Origin of the sequence: Actinotalea sp. JY-7876, from assembly GCF_014042015.1 — a bacterium.
Taxonomy (GTDB): Bacteria; Actinomycetota; Actinomycetes; order Actinomycetales; family Cellulomonadaceae; genus Actinotalea.
Genome location: NZ_CP059493.1, coordinates 214,254 through 230,899, shown reverse-complemented (window position 1 = coordinate 230,899; position 16,646 = coordinate 214,254). Strand labels below are relative to the sequence as shown.

13 protein-coding genes are annotated in these 16,646 nt (G+C 73.9%); 3 read left to right on the top strand and 10 right to left on the bottom strand.

Annotated features, from left to right (window positions below):
• Nucleotides 1-3 precede the first annotated feature (3 nt).
• The 6 genes from H2O74_RS01100 to H2O74_RS01075 form a co-directional block, all read right to left on the bottom strand.
• Entirely contained in the window at nt 4-2,370 is a 2,367-nt protein-coding gene (locus H2O74_RS01100) for an excinuclease ABC subunit UvrA (protein WP_182112740.1), read from the bottom strand.
• 78 nt (nt 2,371-2,448) lie between these two features.
• The gene (locus H2O74_RS01095; RefSeq protein ID WP_182112739.1) at nt 2,449-3,537 is read right to left on the bottom strand and encodes a VIT1/CCC1 family protein; all 1,089 of its coding nucleotides are present in this window, start codon (nt 3,535-3,537) and stop codon (nt 2,449-2,451) included.
• Entirely contained in the window at nt 3,534-4,499 is a 966-nt protein-coding gene (locus H2O74_RS01090) for a methylenetetrahydrofolate reductase (protein ID WP_182112738.1), read from the bottom strand. The genes H2O74_RS01095 and H2O74_RS01090 overlap by 4 nt, the downstream gene beginning before the upstream one ends.
• Nucleotides 4,500-4,521: 22 nt before the next feature.
• A complete protein-coding gene (locus H2O74_RS01085; RefSeq protein ID WP_370525885.1) occupies nt 4,522-5,511 on the bottom strand; it encodes a LacI family DNA-binding transcriptional regulator in 990 nt (329 codons plus the stop codon).
• A gap of 74 nt (nt 5,512-5,585) precedes the next feature.
• Entirely contained in the window at nt 5,586-6,566 is a 981-nt protein-coding gene (locus H2O74_RS01080) for a TIGR03557 family F420-dependent LLM class oxidoreductase (protein WP_182112737.1), read from the bottom strand.
• A 303-nt stretch (nt 6,567-6,869) separates the two neighbouring features.
• Nucleotides 6,870-7,985, bottom strand: a complete 1,116-nt coding sequence (locus H2O74_RS01075) for a Gfo/Idh/MocA family protein (protein ID WP_182112736.1) — start codon at nt 7,983-7,985, stop codon at nt 6,870-6,872.
• A 177-nt stretch (nt 7,986-8,162) separates the two neighbouring features.
• Here H2O74_RS01075 and H2O74_RS01070 point away from each other — a divergent pair, with 177 nt between their 5' ends.
• Entirely contained in the window at nt 8,163-9,140 is a 978-nt protein-coding gene (locus tag H2O74_RS01070; protein ID WP_182112735.1) for an FKBP-type peptidyl-prolyl cis-trans isomerase, read from the top strand.
• A 2-nt stretch (nt 9,141-9,142) separates the two neighbouring features.
• Here the strand turns inward: H2O74_RS01070 and H2O74_RS01065 are convergent, their stop codons facing one another.
• From H2O74_RS01065 to H2O74_RS01050, 4 genes are read right to left on the bottom strand one after another with little or no spacing between them, the layout of a single operon-like run.
• Nucleotides 9,143-10,153 carry a glycoside hydrolase family 43 protein gene (locus tag H2O74_RS01065; protein ID WP_255491713.1) on the bottom strand — a complete coding sequence of 337 codons (1,011 nt, stop codon included), beginning with the start codon at nt 10,151-10,153 and terminating at the stop codon, nt 9,143-9,145.
• A 5-nt stretch (nt 10,154-10,158) separates the two neighbouring features.
• A complete protein-coding gene (locus H2O74_RS01060; protein WP_182112733.1) occupies nt 10,159-11,058 on the bottom strand; it encodes a carbohydrate ABC transporter permease in 900 nt (299 codons plus the stop codon).
• The gene (locus tag H2O74_RS01055) at nt 11,055-12,020 is read right to left on the bottom strand and encodes a carbohydrate ABC transporter permease (protein WP_220457996.1); all 966 of its coding nucleotides are present in this window, start codon (nt 12,018-12,020) and stop codon (nt 11,055-11,057) included. The genes H2O74_RS01060 and H2O74_RS01055 overlap by 4 nt, the downstream gene beginning before the upstream one ends.
• 1 nt (nt 12,021) lies before the next feature.
• Nucleotides 12,022-13,347, bottom strand: coding sequence for an ABC transporter substrate-binding protein (locus H2O74_RS01050; protein ID WP_182112732.1), 1,326 nt, complete (start codon nt 13,345-13,347; stop codon nt 12,022-12,024).
• A gap of 220 nt (nt 13,348-13,567) precedes the next feature.
• On the opposite strand from H2O74_RS01050, the gene H2O74_RS01045 reads away from it, so the two are divergent.
• Complete coding sequence (locus H2O74_RS01045; protein WP_182112731.1) at nt 13,568-14,614, top strand: LacI family DNA-binding transcriptional regulator; 1,047 nt, start codon at nt 13,568-13,570, stop codon at nt 14,612-14,614.
• Entirely contained in the window at nt 14,611-16,494 is a 1,884-nt protein-coding gene (locus tag H2O74_RS01040; protein WP_182112730.1) for a glycoside hydrolase family 2 protein, read from the top strand. Before H2O74_RS01045 ends, H2O74_RS01040 begins: the two co-directional genes overlap by 4 nt.
• Nucleotides 16,495-16,646: the final 152 nt, after the last annotated feature.

The window sequence follows — 16,646 nt, the reverse complement described above, 5'->3', positions numbered from 1 at the left end:
GCCTCAGGCCCCGACGTACGCGGCGAGGTGCTGACCGGTGAGCGTGGACCGGGCGGCCACGAGGTCGGCCGGCGTGCCCTCGAAGACCACCCGGCCCCCGTCGTGCCCGGCGCCCGGGCCGACGTCGACGATCCAGTCGGCGTGCGCCATGACCGCCTGGTGGTGCTCGATCACGACGACCGAGGTACCCGCGTCGACGAGGCGGTCGAGCAGGGCGAGGAGCTGCTCGACGTCGGCGAGGTGCAGCCCGCTCGTCGGCTCGTCCAGGACGTAGACGCCGCCCTGCTCCGCCATGCGCGTCGCGAGCTTGAGGCGCTGGCGCTCGCCACCGGAGAGCGTCGTGAGCGGCTGGCCGAGCGTGACGTAGCCCAGGCCGACGTCGTCCAGGCGCCGCAGGACCGCGTGCGCGGCCGGCGTGCGCGCGTCGCCCTCCGCGAAGAAGGCCTCGGCCTCGCGCACGGACATGGCGAGGACCTCGCTGATGTTGCGCCCGCCGAGGCGGTACTCCAGGACGGCCGCCTGGAACCGCCTGCCCTCGCACTCCTCGCAGGTCGCCGCGACGCCGGCCATCATGCCGAGGTCCGTGTAGATGACGCCCGCGCCGTTGCACACCGGGCAGGCGCCCTCGGAGTTCGCGCTGAAGAGCGCGGGCTTGACGCCGTTCGCCTTGGCGAAGGCCTTGCGGATCGGCTCCAGCAGGCCCGTGTAGGTCGCCGGGTTGCTGCGGCGCGAGCCCTTGATGGGGGTCTGGTCGACCGACACCACCCCGGCGCCCGGTGGCATCGAGCCGTGGACGAGCGAGCTCTTGCCCGAGCCCGCGACGCCCGTGACGACGCACAGCACGCCGAGCGGGACGTCGACGTCGACGCCCTTGAGGTTGTGGGTCGTCGCGCCGCGGATCTCGATCGCGCCCGTCGGCGTGCGCACCTGCGCCTTGAGCGAGGCACGGTCGTCCAGGTGACGTCCCGTCAGCGTGCCGCTCGCCCGCAGTCCCTCGAGCGTGCCCTCGTAGCAGATGGTCCCGCCGGCCGAGCCGGCGCCGGGCCCCAGGTCGACCACGCGGTCGGCGATCGCGATCGTCTCGGGCTTGTGCTCGACCACCAGCACGGTGTTGCCCTTGTCGCGCAGCTGGAGCAGGAGCGCGTTCATGCGCTCGATGTCGTGCGGGTGCAGGCCCGCCGTCGGCTCGTCGAAGACGTAGGTGACGTCCGTGAGGGACGAGCCGAGGTGGCGGATCATCTTGGTGCGCTGGGCCTCGCCGCCGGAGAGCGTGCCGGCGGGGCGGTCGAGCGAGAGGTAGCCGAGGCCGATCTCGGCGAACGCGTCGAACAGGTGCTGCAGGCCCGCGAGCAGCGGGGCGACCGAGGGCTCGTCGAGGTCGCGCACCCACTGGGCGAGGTCGCTGATCTGCATCGCGCACAGGTCGGCGATGTTCTTGCCGCGGATGCGCGAGGACCGCGCCTCGGGGCTCAGCCGGGTGCCGTCGCAGTCCGGGCACGTCGTGAAGGTCACCGCGCGCTCGACGAAGGCGCGGACGTGCGGCTGCATCGCCTCGACGTCCTTGGCGAGCAAGGACTTGCGGATCTTGGGGATGAGGCCCTCGTAGGTGAGGTTGATGCCCTCGACCTTGATCTTGGTCGGCTCCTTGTGGAGCAGGTCGTCGAGCTCGCGCCGGGAGTACTCGCGGATCGGCTTGTCCGGGTCGAACAGGCCGCTGCCGGCGAAGATGCGGCCGTACCAGCCGTCCGCGCTGTAGCCCGGGATCGTGAACGGTCCCTCGTTGAGCGACTTGGCGTCGTCGTACAGGGCGGTGAGGTCGATGTCCGTGACCGATCCCATGCCCTCGCAGCGCGGGCACATGCCGCCGAGCTGGTGGAACGTCGCCTTCTGCGCGCGCGGCTGCCCGGACCCGCGCTCCACGGTGATCGCGCCGCTGCCCCGCACGGACGGCACGTTGAACGAGTATGCGTTGGGCGAGCCGATGTGCGGGTCGCCGAGCCGGCTGAACAGGATGCGCAGCAGCGCGTTGGCGTCCGTGGCGGTGCCGACCGTCGAGCGGGGGTTCGCGCCCATCCGCTCCTGGTCGACGATGATCGCCGTCGTGAGGCCGTCCATGAGGTCGACCTCGGGCCGCGCCAGCGAGGGCATGAACCCCTGCACGAAGGCGCTGTACGTCTCGTTGATGAGGCGCTGCGACTCCGCCGCGATGGTGCCGAACACGAGCGAGCTCTTGCCCGAGCCGGAGACGCCCGTGAAGACCGTGAGGCGCCGCTTGGGGATCTCCAGGCTCACGTCGCGCAGGTTGTTGGTGCGCGCCCCCTCGACGCGGATGAGGTCGTGCGTGTCGGCCACGTGCGGGTCCGGACCCATGGTGCCTCCTCGGCGACGAGGGTCACACGCTAGCGAGCGGGCGGCCTGGGGGTCGAGGAGGACGGGCGTCGCCGGGCCTCAGCCGACGGTCGTCCCGAACGCCGCGCCGAGCGCGTACGTCACCGCCGCGGCGCCCGCCCCGATCGCGAGCTGGCGCAGCGCGCGCCGGACGGGCGGCCCGCCGGAGATGAGGCCGACGACGGCACCCGTCCCGAGCAGGGCGACGCCCACCGCGACCATCGCGGCGACCAGCGCCGTCGTGCCCTCGAGCCCGAGGAGGTAGGGGATGACGGGCACGGCGGCGCCCGACGCGAAGAACCCGAAGCTCGACAGGGCCGCGCCGACGTCCGAGCCGACGACCTCGCGGTGGTCCGTCGCCGGGTGGTCGGCGTGGAACTCGGTGCTGGCGGGCCCGACGAGGGCGATGTCGGCGAGCACGTCGTCGGCACGCTGCTGAGCCTGCTCGGGCGTCATGCCCCGCGCGCGGTAGACGAGGGCCAGCTCGTTGGCGTCCACGTCGAGGTGGGGCAGCGCGCGGCCCGCCTCGGCGCTCGGGGTCGAGGCCGCGAGCAGCTCGCGCTGGGAGCGGACCGAGATGTACTCCCCCGCACCCATCGACAGCGCACCGGCGAGCAGGCCGGCGAGTCCGGTGACGAGGATGGTCGCCTGGCTCGTGCCCGCGGCGGCGACGCCGATGACGAGGGCGAGGTTCGACACCAGTCCGTCGTTGGCGCCGAAGACGGCCGCGCGGAAGGTGCCCGAGAGGCGGTTGCGACCGCGCGCGGCGAGCGACCGGACCACCTCCGCGTGGATCCGCTCGTCCGCGGCCATGGTCGGGGTGGCGTCCAGGTCGCGCTCGTAGGTCGCGCGCGCCTCGGCGCGCTGCGCGAGCGCGAGGACGAAGACCGAGCCGAACCGGCGCGCGAGCCAGGCGAGGACCCGGAACCGCACGTCGCCCCGGCGCGGGGGCCCGACCTGGGCGCCGAGCAGCTCCTCCCAGTGGGCCGCGTGCCGCCCCTCGGCCTCCGCGAGCGCCAGCAGGATCTCGCGCTCCTCGCCCGTCCGCCGCGCCGCGAGCTCGCGGTAGACGGCGGCCTCGGCACGCTCGTCGGCCAGGTGGCCCCGCCAGCGCCGCAGGTCCGCGGCGGACGGTTCGCGCGCCGTCACGGGACCAGCCCGGCCGGGGCGAGGGTCGTCCCCGTCTCGCCGGGCGTCCGCAGGCCGACGTCGGCCAGCAGGTCGAGCGCGGCCCGGTGCTGGTTGAAGGTGTACAGGTGCAGCCCGGGCGCCCCGGCGTCGAGGACGCCGCGCGCGAGCTCGGCGCCCAGCGCGCGCCCGACGGCGGTGCGCGCCTCGGGCTCCTGCTCGGCCTCGAGCGCCGCGAGGACGCGGGCGGGCACGGTCACGCCGCTGACCTCCTCGAGCCGGCGCAGGCGCCGGGGGTCCGTCAGGGGCACGACGCCGGGCAGCAGCGGCAGCCTCACGCCGGCCGCGCGGGCGGCGTCGACGTAGGCGAGGTAGTGCTCGACCTCGAAGAACACCTGGGTGATCGCATAGTCGGCGCCCGCGTCCTGCTTCGCACGCAGCGCCGCGAGGTCGCCGCACGACGCGGCCTCGGACGTCAGCAGCGCGGTGGGGTTGCCCGCGACGGCGACGCTGAGCCGGTCGTCACCGTGCAGCTCCAGCTCGACCGTGCGGAGCAGCTCGACCAGCTGGCTCGCCCGCGTGAGGCCGTGCGGGTCGGGCGTCCAGCCCTCGACGCCGGCGGGCGGGTCGCCGCGCAGCGCCAGGAAGTCGCGCACGCCCAGGGCGACCAGCTGCTGGGCGACCTCCCGCACCTCCCCGGGCGGGCTGCCCAGGCAGGTGAGGTGCGCGACGACGGGCACGTCGGTGCTCTCCAGGACGTGCCGGACGACGTCGCGCGAGCTGTCGCGCGACGAGCCGGACGCGCCGTAGGTGACCGACAGGAAGTCGGGCCGGGCTGCGGCGAGGTGCTCGATCGTCGTCCGCAGGGTCCGCGCGGACGTCTCGCTGCGCGGTGGGTACAGCTCGAACGAGACGGTGGGCCCGGGCCGGGCGAAGCGCTCGGGCAGGCCCGCGGGGCGGGGGGCACCGACGGCGCGGTTCATGCGTGCTCCATCAGGTGGCACTCTACGGCGCGGGCGTGGCGGGCGGCGCGGTGCTCTCACGGACCACGAGGTGGACGTCGAGGTCCATCCGGGTGGTGCGAGGGTTCGCCCCGTTCGCCAGCTCGAGGACGAGCCGGGTCGCGGCGTCGGCCATCTCGACGAGCGGCTGGTGGACCGTCGTCAGCGACGGCGCGATCCAGCTCGCGACGGGCAGGTCGTCGTACCCCACCACCGAGACGTCGCGCGGCACGTCCAGGCCGAGGTCGCGGGCGGCGCGCAGCACGCCCAGCGCCTGCAGGTCGCTGCCGGCGAAGACCGCCGTCGGCCGGTCGGGAAGGCTCAGCAGGGCGCGGCCCTGCTCGTACCCGCCGTGCACGTAGAAGTCGCCGTTGCGGATGAGCTCCTCGTCGACGGCGAGCCCGCCGGTCACGAGCGCGTCCCGGTAGCCGGCGATGCGCGCGCGGCTCGCCAGGGTCTCCGTGGGGCCGCCGACGACGGCGATGCGCCGGTGGCCCAGGCCGATGAGGTGGCGGGTCGCCACGAGCCCGCCCGTCCAGTTCGCGGAGCCGATCGACGGCACGCCGCCCTGCTCCTCGCCCACGGGGTCGAGGACGACGAACGGGATCGCGCGCGCCTCGAGCTGGGCGCGCTGGTCGTGGTCGAGGTCGGAGAACACGAGGATGACGCCGACGGGGCGACGCGCCAGCACGCTGTCGAGCCACTCCTGACGGGGCGTGCGGTGGCCGCCGCACTCGGACAGGACCACCTCGACGCCGGTCTCGCGCGCGACGCGCTCGACGCCCTGGATGATCTCGAGCGCCCAGGGGCCGCCGAGCTCGTGGAAGACCAGGTCGAGCAGGCGGGGACCGTGCGGCGTCGTCGACCGGCGCCGCTGGTAGCCGTGCTCCTTGATGACCTGCTCGACGCGGGCCCGCGTCTGGCTCGCGACGTCGGCGCGGCCGTTGAGCACCTTCGAGACCGTCGGGACCGAGACGCCCGCCTCGGCGGCGATCTGCGAGATGGTCGTGCGTCGGCTGTCGATGACCGTCGCCTCCTCGTACCCGCTCGCGGCTCCGAGGCGTGACTCTACCCAGCGGCGCTGCGCAGCCTGTCCAGCAGCGGACCGGCCGCCTGCTCGAGGAACTCGTCCTGCTTCTCCTCGCCCACCTGGACCAGCGCGAGGTCGGTGAAGCCGGCCTCCCGGAACGCCGACGCCGCCTCGACGATCGCGTCGAGGTCCGGGCCGCACGGGATGGACGCCGCGACGTCCTCGGGGCGCACGAACTGCGACGCGCCCTCGAACGCCTCCGTCGTCGGCAGGTCGGCGTTGACCTTCCAGCCGCCGCCGAACCACCGGAACTGGTCGTGCGCGCGCGCCGTCGCTGCCTCGACGTCGGGGTCCCAGGAGATCGGGATCTGGCCGATCTTCCGGGACGCGCCCGCGCCGTGCTCCTCGCGCACCTCGTCCCACCGCCGCAGGACCTTCGCCTCCGGCTCCGTGGTCACGAGGTGGTCGGCGAGCGGCGCGAACCGCTCGACGGACACGGCCCCCGAGACGGCGACGCCGATCTCGACCGGCGTCTCGGGCCGGTCCCACAGCACCGCCTGGTCCACCCGGAAGTGCTCGCCGTCGAACGTGAGCCGTTCGCCGTCGAGGAGCAGCCGGATGATCTCGACGGCCTCCTCGAGCATGTCGTGGCGTTCGCCGACCGCGGGCCACCGCTCCCCGACGACGTGCTCGTTGAGGTTCTCGCCCGCACCCAGGTTGAGCAGGAAGCGGCCCTCGCTGAGCACGCCGAGCGTCGCGGCCTTCTGGGCGACGACGGCGGGGTGGTACCGGATCGTCGGGCAGGTCACGTAGGTCATCAGCTCGACGCGGCTGGTCGCCTGCGCGACGGCCCCGAGCACCGTCCAGGCGTACGGCGCGTGGCCCTGGCTGTCGAGCCAGGGGAAGTAGTGGTCGCTCGAGACCTCGAAGTCGAACCCGACCCGCTCGGCGTCGACCGCGTGCCGCACCAGGTCCCGCGGCCCGCTCTGCTCCGTCATCAGCGTGTACCCGAATCGCATGGCACCAGGGTCACCCAGGGCGCCGCACCCCGCCCGCCGAACGCCCCCACCGCCCGCCGGCCCACCCCCACCCGCCGCCGGCCCACCCCACCCGCCGCCGCCCACCCCCACCCACCACCGGCCCACCCCCACCCGCCGCCGAGCACGTCCGTTCCGCGCGAGCACGTCCGTTGCGGCGGACGTCCTCACGTCGAACGGACGTGTTCGCGGGAAGGGCTGGGGCTGGGGAATGGGGCGGGGGTGGGCTTGGGCGGGTGGGGCGGGGGTGGGGGTGGGGCGGGGGCGGGGGTGGGGTGGGTGGGGTCAGGACCAGGGGGGTGGCGGGGTGGTGAGGGTGGCGCCGGTGGCAGCCGCCTCCTGGATCGTCAGGGCGACCAGGTGGTCCTGGCTGCCCTCGGCCAGGGGGTAGGGCGGCCCGGCCTCGTCGCGCACCCACGCGCGGCTCCGGTCGAGCAGCTCGGCGACGGCGATGTCGTCGTCGGCGAGGCGGGCGCCCTCGAAGCGGTTGCGGTGGACGACGCGGCCCTCGAACGTCAGGTGCTGCAGGTCGAAGCCGTCCATGTCCTGGCCGACGCCGGACTGCGTGCGCACGATCGGGCTCGTCACGACGGTCGTGGGGTCCACCCAGCGTGTGACGCGGTCGTCCAGCAGCTCGCCGTGGCTGCCGCGGACCAGGAGGCGGTCCACGCGCAGCGGGTTGTGCCACTGGTTGTCGGTGAAGTCGTAGAGCGCACTGCGGCCCCCGCCCCAGTCGAGCGTCGCCAGCACGGTGCTGCGCGAGACGGGCGCCGTCGCCCCCGTCCACCCGGCGCGGTCCTGCGGGTCGACGAGCGGCGCCTCGAGCCGCCGCGCCGTGACGGTCACCGGCTCGTGCCCGACGCCGAGCAGGCGCCGGATGACCGCGACCGCGTGGTACTGGTGCGTGGAGGAGATCTGGACGTGCGTGACCTCGCCGATCGCCCCCTGCCGCAGCACCGCGGCCCGCGCCTGGTGCCCGGGCAGGAACGGGCTGTGCTCGGCGACCTGCACGAGGCCGGACCCGCCGACGCGCGACCACAGGGCCCGCAGTCCGTCGGCGTCGGGGGCCGGCGGAGTCTCGGCGAGCACGGGCACCCCCGCGTCCACGAGGTCGGTGACCACGCCGGGCGTCACCGCCCACGGCACGGAGACGACGACGAGCTCCGGGCGCTGGGCGGCGAGCAGCCCTCCGACCGTGCGGTACGTCGGCACCCCCCAGCGCCGCTCGACCTCGGCGCCGCGCTCGTCGGTGCGCGAGACCGCGCCCACGAGGGTGAACCGTTCCGGCAGGAGCGCCGCCATGCGCCGGAAGAACTCGGCCCGCCAGCCCGTGCCGACGAGGGCGAAGCGCAGCGGGTGGTCGGGCGGGCCCGGGTCGAACGCCGAGGGCTGGATCGTCATGGGCCGATCCTGGCGTGCCCGGGGCGCCCACGCAGGACGCACCCGGCGGGCACCACCCCTTCACACGACTCCCGGGTGCCTCCCAGGTGGACCACGTACGCTTCGACGGTCCGCCTCGCGCGGACCTGCCGCGGGCGCGCTGACGCCGCGCGGAACCCGACGACGAAGGACTCACCCGTGCGCCTGCGCCTGGCCGCCGCTCTCACCCTCACGACCGCTCTCGTGCTCACCGGCTGCTCCGACAGCCCCGAGGAGGCCGAGCCGTCGCCGACGGAGAGCGCGGAGACCGACGCGGTCGACCAGCAGCCGGAGCCGACCGAGGAGGACGTCGCCGCGCTCGAGGCCGTCACCGTCGAGGGCCCGCTGGGCGCCGCGCCGACCCTGACCTTCGAGATGCCGTTCCAGGTCAGCGCGCCGGTCGCGCGCGTCGACGTCGAGGGCGAGGGCGCGCCGCTCGAGGAGGGGCAGCGCCTGACGCTCCAGTCGACGATCGTCTCGGGCGACGACGGCACGGTCCTCGGCTCGACGTGGGAGACCGGCGAGATCCAGACCCTGGTGCTCGGCAGCCCCGAGTACGTCAACGCGATCAACGACGTCTTCGAGGGCCAGAACGTCGGCGTGCGCGTCCTGTTCGCCGCGCCCGGCAGCGAGGCCACCGCCCAGTCCGAGGCCTTCCCCGCGACGCTCATGGCGATCGAGGTCGTCGACGCCGTCGACATCCCGACGCGCGCCTCGGGCGAGGCCGTCGAGCCCGCCGAGGGCCTGCCGACCGTGACGCTGGCCGACGACGGCGAGCCGGACATCGAAGGGCTCGACGAGCTCGAGGAGCCCAGCGAGCTCATCGTGCAGACGCTCATCCAGGGCGAGGGTCCGGCCGTCACCGCCGGGCAGAACCTCACGGTCCAGTACAAGGGCTGGCTGCTCGACGGCACCGTCTTCGACTCGTCCTGGGAGGAGGACCGCCCGCCGTTCGAGACGCAGATCGGCGTCGGCGCGGTCGTCGACGGCTGGGACCAGGGGCTCGTCGGGCAGACCGTCGGCAGCCAGGTCCTCCTGATCGTGCCGCCGAGCCTCGGCTACGGCGACACGGACCGCGGCACCATCCCGGCCGGCTCGACCCTGGTGTTCGTCGTCGACATCCTCGCCGCCGCCTGACGTCAGGGCGTGACGGTGGGCACGCCGTCGGACCACGTCAGCGGGAGCACGTTCATCCCGCGGTAGCCGGTGCCGCCGTACCAGGAGTGGAACACCAGGAGGTCGCTGCCGTCCGGTCCGACAACCACGTCCTGCCCGCCCGGCCCGACGTAGCGGCCGTCGAACGTGTCGGTGGTGAGCAGGGGGTCCTCGGCCTTGGTGTACGGCCCGAGCGCCGACGACGCCGTCGCGTACCCGGTCGCGTAGTTCTCGCCGCCGTAGTCGTTCGCCGAGTAGAGCAGCACGTAGGTGCCGTCCCGCTCGACGAGCGTCGGCGCCTCGACGAGGTCCCCCTCCCACGGCTGGTCCTGCTGGACCAGCCGCACGGGCTCGCCCACCAGGGCGGTGCCGTCGGGGGTGAGCGGCGCGATCTGCAGCCAGGTGTCCAGACCGCAGCAGTTGCCGTCGTTCTTCCACAGCAGGTACGGCGTGCCGTCCGCCGGGTCGACGAACGTCGACGCGTCGATGGCGCCGCCCTCCGCGTCCGGGCAGACGAGCATGCCGTCGCCCACCGGCTCGAACGGGCCCTGCGGGGCGTCGGCGACGGCGACGCCGATGCACTGGACCGAGGGCCGGAAGTTCGTGGCCGTGTAGTACAGGACGAACCGACCGGGCTGGATCTGGGCGACCTCGGGCGCCCAGGTCCGGCCCGGGATGACGTGCGCCGGCAGCTCCGGCAGGGCGTCGTCGAGCGCGGTCCACTCGACGAGGTCCGTCGAGCTGGCGACCCGCACGTTGCGCAGGTTCCCCTCGGTCGCGTACGCGTAGTAGGTGCCGTCGACCTCGAGCACGTCCGGGTCCGGGAAGTCGTCGTCGATGACCGGGTTGGCCGCGTGGGCGGGATCCTCGCCGGGACTGGGCGTCGGCTCCTCCGTCCCGACCGCGTCACCCGGCGAGTCACCCGCCGCGCCGCCGCAGCCGGCGAGCAGGACGAGGCACGCCGCGGCCCCGGCGGCCGCGACGCGACGGCGCACCGCCGTCATCCCTTGAGGCCCGAGCGCGAGACGCCCTCGATGATGAAGCGCTGCAGGAACACGAAGAGCAGCAGCACCGGCACGCTCGCGATGACGGCGCCGGCCATGAGCAGGTCGTAGCGCACGGCGTTGGCGGACTGCAGCGTGGACAGGCCGGCGGGCAGCGTCTGCAGCTCGGGGCTGAAGAGCACGTAGACCGGCCACAGGAAGTCGTTCCAGTTGGTGAGGATCGCCAGCAGCGCCAGCGTCGCGAGCGCGGGCCGCGAGAGCGGCATGACGACGCGCAGGAAGATCTGCACGGGGGTCGCGCCGTCGAGGCGCGCCGCCTCCTCGAGCTCGTCGGGGATGCTGACGAAGAACTGCCGCAGGAAGAAGACGCCGAACGCCGACGCCGCCGTCGGCACGATCACGGCGGCGAGGGTGTTGAGCCAGCCCAGCTCCCCCACGATGAGGTAGTTGGGGATGATGAGGATGACCGGCGGCACGAACAGCGTGGCGATGATCATCCCGAAGACGAGCCCGCGGCCCCGGAACTCCATGCGCGCGAGGGCGTACGCCGCCAGCGCCGCCGTGGTCACGACGATCGCGGCGTTGGCGAGCGCCGCCACGAGGCTGTTGGCGAACCACCGCAGCACGGGGGTGCCCGGCGCGCTGAGGATGGACTCGTACGCCTGCGTCGTGAACGGGTCGGGGATCCACGACGGCGGGATGCCGCCGGCCTCCCCGCGCGTCTTGAACGAGGTCACGATCATGAAGATCAGCGGGCTGACGAAGAGCAGCCCGAGGAGCACGAGCAGGACGTAGCGGACGACGACGCGCGCCCCGCCCCTGCCGCCGGCCTCGGGTCCGCGGGCCTTGCCGGAGGCACCCGCGCGCGCGGGCCGGGCGGCGACGTCGGCGCTCATGACGACTTCCTCTCGCGGAACAGCCAGAAGACGATGACGCTGAGGACCATGAGCGCGGCCGTGAGGACGTAGCTCATCGCGGCCGCCGAGCCCATCTGGTACTGCCGCAGCCCGACCTCGGCGATCTGGTAGATCGCGGTCCGGGTCTCGCGTCCGGGGCCACCCTGCGTGATGAGGTACGACTGCCCGAACATGTTCGCCGAGGCGATGATCGTGATCATGGTGATGAACACGAGGACGGGCCGCAGCCCGGGCACGGTGACGTGGCGGAACTGCTGCCACGCGTTGGCGCCGTCGACGCGGGCGGCCTCGTAGAGCTCGCGTGGGATGTCCTGCAGCGCCGCGAGGTAGATCACGGCGTTGTACCCGAGCGTCCACCAGACGGTGACGCCGACGAGCGCGATCCACGCGGCGGGTGTCGACGTGGTCCACGCGGTGTCGTCCGGCAGGCCGAGCCGGCCCAGGTAGTAGTTGACGAGACCGATGTTGTTGTCGAGGAGGTACCGCCACAGCACCGCGACGACGGCGACGCCGAGCACGTAGGGCGCGAAGTAGACGGCCCGGAACAGGTTGCGCCCGGGGAACTTCGTGTTCATGACCAGGGCCACGACCAGCGGGAGCACGAGCAGGAGGGGCACGCTCCCGACCGTGAAGATGGCGGTCGCCCGCATCGAGTTCCAGAAGTCCTCGAAGGGGATCGAGCCGGGGTCGAAGAGCGCGGCGTAGTTCTCGAGCCCGACGAACGGCTTGCCGGGCAGCGTGTAGTCCCACCGGTGCAGGCTGATCCACGCCCCCAGCACCACCGGCGCGATGACGAACGTGCCGAACAGCAGCAGGTACGGAGCCAGGAAGAACCACGGCGTGGCCTTCCCGTGCTTGGCGACGCCACGCCGCGGCGCCCTGCGGCCGTGCTGCAGGGCGTCCGCGGTGTCCCCGGGCGCCGCGACGCGCGTCGTCGTCACGTCAGCCCCCGAAGCTCTCGGCGTTCTCCGCCATGAGCTCGGTCGCCTGGGACTGCCCCTGCTCCAGGGCGGCACCGGCCTCCGCCTGGCCGAGGACGGCGTCGGCGACGGCCTGCTCCATGGTCTCGGTCGTCACCTGGCCGAGGCCGGGGATCGCGGGCAGGAAGCGGACCTTGTCCAGCAGCGCGGCGATCGGCTCCTGCGCCGTGCCGGCGAGGCCCTCCTCCTGCACCGACTCGCGCGCCGGGATCATCCCGGCCCCGGCCCAGTCGGCCGAGTGCTCGCTCATCCACGCGAGGAAGACCTGCGACGCGGCGAGCTTGTCCTCGTCCTGCGTCGCCTGCTTCGTCATGAAGAACTGGTGGGAGTTGGCCCAGAAGGCCTCCTCGTCGAAGATCGTGGGCACCGGGGCCAGGGCGTAGGGCATGCCCGACTCCTCGAGGTCGTTGATCTGCCAGATGCCGTCCCAGGTGATCGACGTCTCGCCGTTCTTGAACGCGACGTACTGCGAGTCCTGCGCGACGTCGGAAGGGCTGTAGCCCTCGTCGACCATGCCCCGCATCCACTCCAGCGCCTCCACGCCCTCGGCGCCGCCGAAGGTCGCCTCCTCCTCGCCGTAGGCCCCGCCGCCGTTCTGCTGCAGCAACGTGAGGAACATCAGGTGGCCCGGCCAGCGAGCGGGCATCCAGAAGGGCTGCTCGTAGCCCGCGGCCTGGAGCGCGTCGAGCGCCGCCATGAAGGACTCGCCGTCCGTCGGCGGCTCCGTGATGCCGGCGGCGGCGAAGTGCTCGGTGTTGTAGAACATCGCGAGCGAGTGCACGTCAAGCGGGATGCCGTAGCGCTGGTCGTCGTAGATGCCGGCCTGCCAGACCTCCTCGCTGAAGTCGTCCTCGGTGAGCTCCAGCTGCTCGGCGACGGCGTCGAGGGGGACGATGACGTTGCGCGCGGCGTTGGTCGCGAGCTGGTCGAGGTGCATGACGCCGACGTCCGGCCCCTCGCCCGCGTTCACGGCGGCGGGCACGCGCTGGTAGAAGTCGGCCCACTGGATCGTGTTGGGGACGATGGTGATGTTGTCGTGCTCGGCCATGAACTGGTCGACCATCTCCTGCATGAACGGGCCGTCACCGCCCGTGAAGCCGTTCCAGTAGGAGAGCTCGATGTCGGGGCCGGTGTACTCGCCGGTGAACTCGGCGGACTCGCCGTCACCGCCGCCGGCGGCATCCTCCGGCGTCATGCCGCCGCCGCAGGCGGCGAGCACGAGGGCAGCCGAGGCGGTCAGGGCGCCGGCGCCGAGCCGACGTCGACGGGTGGGGGTCGTGGTTCTCATCGTTGAGCTCCTCGTCAGGTCGACCGGCCCGACGCAGCGCCGAGCCGCTCCCGGTAAACCTTGTACCGCCGTTCATACCTCACCCCGGTAAACCTTGTACAGGGTGGGTGGTAAACCTTGTAGCGATCGTGCCGATGTCGCTACTGTCACCCCGAGCCCGGCGGCCCGCCACCGGAGGGCGGCTCGAGGCGGCGGTGCAGGACCAGAGGGAGGTGGCGCCGTGGCGCGCACCCGGCTGCAGGACGTCGCCGAGCTCGCGGGCGTCTCCATCAAGACCGTCTCCAACGTCGTCAACGGCAAGGGGACGATCACCGCCCAGACGCGCAGCAGGGTCGAGGACGCGCTGGCCCGGCTGCAGTACCGGCCCAACGTCGCGGCCCGCCACCTGCGGCGGGGCAACAGCGGCATGGTCGCGGTCGCGCTCCCCGAGCTCACGCAGCCCTACTTCGCCGAGCTCGCGTCCGAGCTGGTGCGCGCCGCGAAGCGCCGCCACCTCACGGTCCTGCTCGCGCAGACCGAGGGCCAGGCGGCGTCCGAGCGCGCCATCAGCGACGGCATCGACATGCCGCTCATGGACGGCCTCGTGCTGAGCCCGCTCGCGCTGACCGCCGAGGACCTGCGGCACCGGGTCGACGACACACCCCTCGTCCTGCTCGGCGAGCACCTGGGCGACGAGGCGGCGTTCCCGCACGTCGCGATCGACAACCGCGCCGCGGCGCGGGCGGCCACCGAGCACCTCGTCGCGCTCGGCCGCCGCCGGGTCGCCGCGATCGGCGCGAAGCACGCCGGCGGGCCGGCGGACGCCACGCCGGCCGAGACGGCGACGCTCCGGCTGGAGGGATACCGCCAGGCGCTCGACGCCGCGCACCTGCCCTGGCGGCCCGAGCTCGTCGGCGCGGTCCACGACTTCCACCGCGCCGACGGCGCCGACGCGATGCGCGCGCTGCTCGACCTCCCCGAGCCGCCCGACGCCGTCTTCTGCTTCAACGACCTGCTCGCGCTCGGCGCCCTGCGTGCGCTGCAGGACCGCGGGCTCACCTCGCCGGGCGACGTCGCGGTCGTGGGCATCGACGACATCGAGGAGGGCCGCTACTCCGTGCCCACGCTCACGACCGTCGCGCCCGACAAGCGCGCGCTCGCCGAGGCCGCGATCGACCTGCTGCTGGACGGCCCCCGCCCGCCGGGTGCCGCCCAGGTCGTCGTCGGGCACCGGCTGGTGGTCCGCGAGAGCACCGGCGCACCGACGGGCGAGGGGACGGCGCCATGAGCACGACGGCGGCGCTGCACCTGCGCGCGAGCCAGGGTGACGGCACCTACCCGCGGCCCCAGCTGGTCCGCCCGGCGTGGGCGGACCTGTGCGGGACCTGGGACTTCGCGGCGGACCCCGACGACGTCGGCCGCGACGAGCGCTGGCACGACGTCGCGCCGGGTGGCGCGGGCGAGGCCGGCACGGGCGGAACGGGCACGGGCGGCGCGGGCGCCGACCCGTTCACGCGGCGCATCACGGTGCCGTTCCCGCCGGAGTCCCCGGCGTCAGGCATCGGCGACCCGCACTGCCACGTCGTCTGGTACCGGCGCACGCTCACGGCCGCCGACCTGGAGCGCGCGGGCTTCCGCGCCCAGGGCGAGCGCCTCCTGCTCCACCTGGGCGCCGTCGACCACGCGGCCGACGTGTGGCTGGGCGGCGTGCACCTCGGGCGGCACGTCGGCGGGCAGACGCCGTTCAGCGTCGACGTCACGCCGGTCGTCGCGGCGCACGGCCCCGGCCTGGCGCTCGTGGTGCGCGCGGAGGACGACCCGCTCGACGTCGCGCAGCCGCGCGGCAAGCAGGACTGGCAGCCCGAGCCGCACTCGATCTGGTACCACCGCACGACCGGGATCTGGCAGCCCGTCTGGCTCGAGGCCGTCCCGCGGCTGCACGTCGCCGAGCTCGCCTGGCGCACCGACGTCGCCGCGGGGGCCGTGCACGCGACGGTGCGGCTCGGCGCGCGGCCGCGCGAGGCCGTCGTCGTGCGGGTGCGCGTGGCGCACGACGGGGACGTGCTCGCGGAGGGCTCGGTGCGCACCGACGAGCGCGACGTCCGGCTCGCGGTGGACCTGCCGACCCAGCACAACGGGCAGCGGCACGAGGAGCTGCTGTGGTCGCCCGAGCACCCCACCCTCCTGGACGCCTGGGTCGAGGTGCACCCCGCGGCCGGCGGCGCGCCGGGCGACGTCGTCGCGTCCTACCTCGGGATGCGCAGCGTCGCCGTCGCGCACGGGGCCTTCCTGCTCAACGACCGGCCCTACCCCCTGCGCTCCGTGCTCGAGCAGGGGTACTGGGAGGAGAGCCACCTCGCCGCTCCGAGCCCGCAGGCGCTGCGGCGCGAGGTCGAGCTCATCAAGGAGCTCGGCTTCAACTCGGCGCGCGTGCACCAGAAGGCGGAGGACCCCCGGTTCCTGTTCTGGGCGGACCGGCTGGGCCTGACCCTCTGGGGCGAGACGGCCAACGCCTACGCGTTCTCCGCGCGGGCGGTGCAGCTGCTCACGACCGAGTGGGCCGAGATCGTCCGGCGGGACCTCTCCCACCCGAGCATCGTCACGTGGGTGCCGCTGAACGAGAGCTGGGGCGTGCAGCACATCGCCCACGACCCGGCGCAGCGCCACTACTCGCTGGGCCTGGCGCACCTCACGCGCGCGCTGGACCCGACCCGCCCCGTGGTGTCGAACGACGGCTGGGAGCACACGGACTCCGACATCTGGTCGGTGCACGACTACGCCGCGCGGGGCGAGGAGCTGCGGGAGCGGTACGGGACGCCCGAGGCGGTGCGGGCGCTGCTCGGCGGCATCGGCCCGGCCGGCCGGCGGATGCGCGTCGTCGACGTCCCCGACCGCGGGCAGCCGGTGATGCTCACCGAGTTCGGCGGGGTGAGCTACGCGGGCGGGCGCGACGACGCCTGGGGCTACTCGACGGCGACGTCGGACGAGGACTTCGAGGCGCGCATCGGGGACCTGCTCGACGCCGTGCGCGCGTGCGCGCCGCTCGCCGGGTTCTGCTGGACCCAGCTCACCGACACCGGGCAGGAGACCAACGGGCTCCTGCACGCGGACCGCACCCCGAAGCTGCCGGTCGAGACCCTCCGCCGCCTGGTCACGGGCGAGCAGTAGCCGAACGGGCACGAACGTGACCCAGCGCGGAGCGCCGTCCCCACCGCGGAGCGCCGTGCCGACCACGGAGCCTCGTGCCATGCCGTGCGCGGAGCGTCATCCCCACCGCGGAGCGTCGTGCCGCGACACGCCGGACTCGGACCCACCGCGGA

What these genes read in the sequence shown, in the direction of transcription:
- H2O74_RS01100 (WP_182112740.1), bottom strand. Translation starts at nt 2,370, where the DNA reads ATGGGTCCGGACCCGCACGTGGCCGACACGCACGACCTCATCCGCGTC.
- H2O74_RS01040 (WP_182112730.1), top strand. Translation starts at nt 14,611, where the DNA reads ATGAGCACGACGGCGGCGCTGCACCTGCGCGCGAGCCAGGGTGACGGC.
- H2O74_RS01060 (WP_182112733.1), bottom strand. Translation starts at nt 11,058, where the DNA reads ATGAGCGCCGACGTCGCCGCCCGGCCCGCGCGCGCGGGTGCCTCCGGC.
- H2O74_RS01080 (WP_182112737.1), bottom strand. Translation starts at nt 6,566, where the DNA reads ATGCGATTCGGGTACACGCTGATGACGGAGCAGAGCGGGCCGCGGGAC.
- H2O74_RS01075 (WP_182112736.1), bottom strand. Translation starts at nt 7,985, where the DNA reads ATGACGATCCAGCCCTCGGCGTTCGACCCGGGCCCGCCCGACCACCCG.
- H2O74_RS01090 (WP_182112738.1), bottom strand. Translation starts at nt 4,499, where the DNA reads ATGAACCGCGCCGTCGGTGCCCCCCGCCCCGCGGGCCTGCCCGAGCGC.
- H2O74_RS01050 (WP_182112732.1), bottom strand. Translation starts at nt 13,347, where the DNA reads ATGAGAACCACGACCCCCACCCGTCGACGTCGGCTCGGCGCCGGCGCC.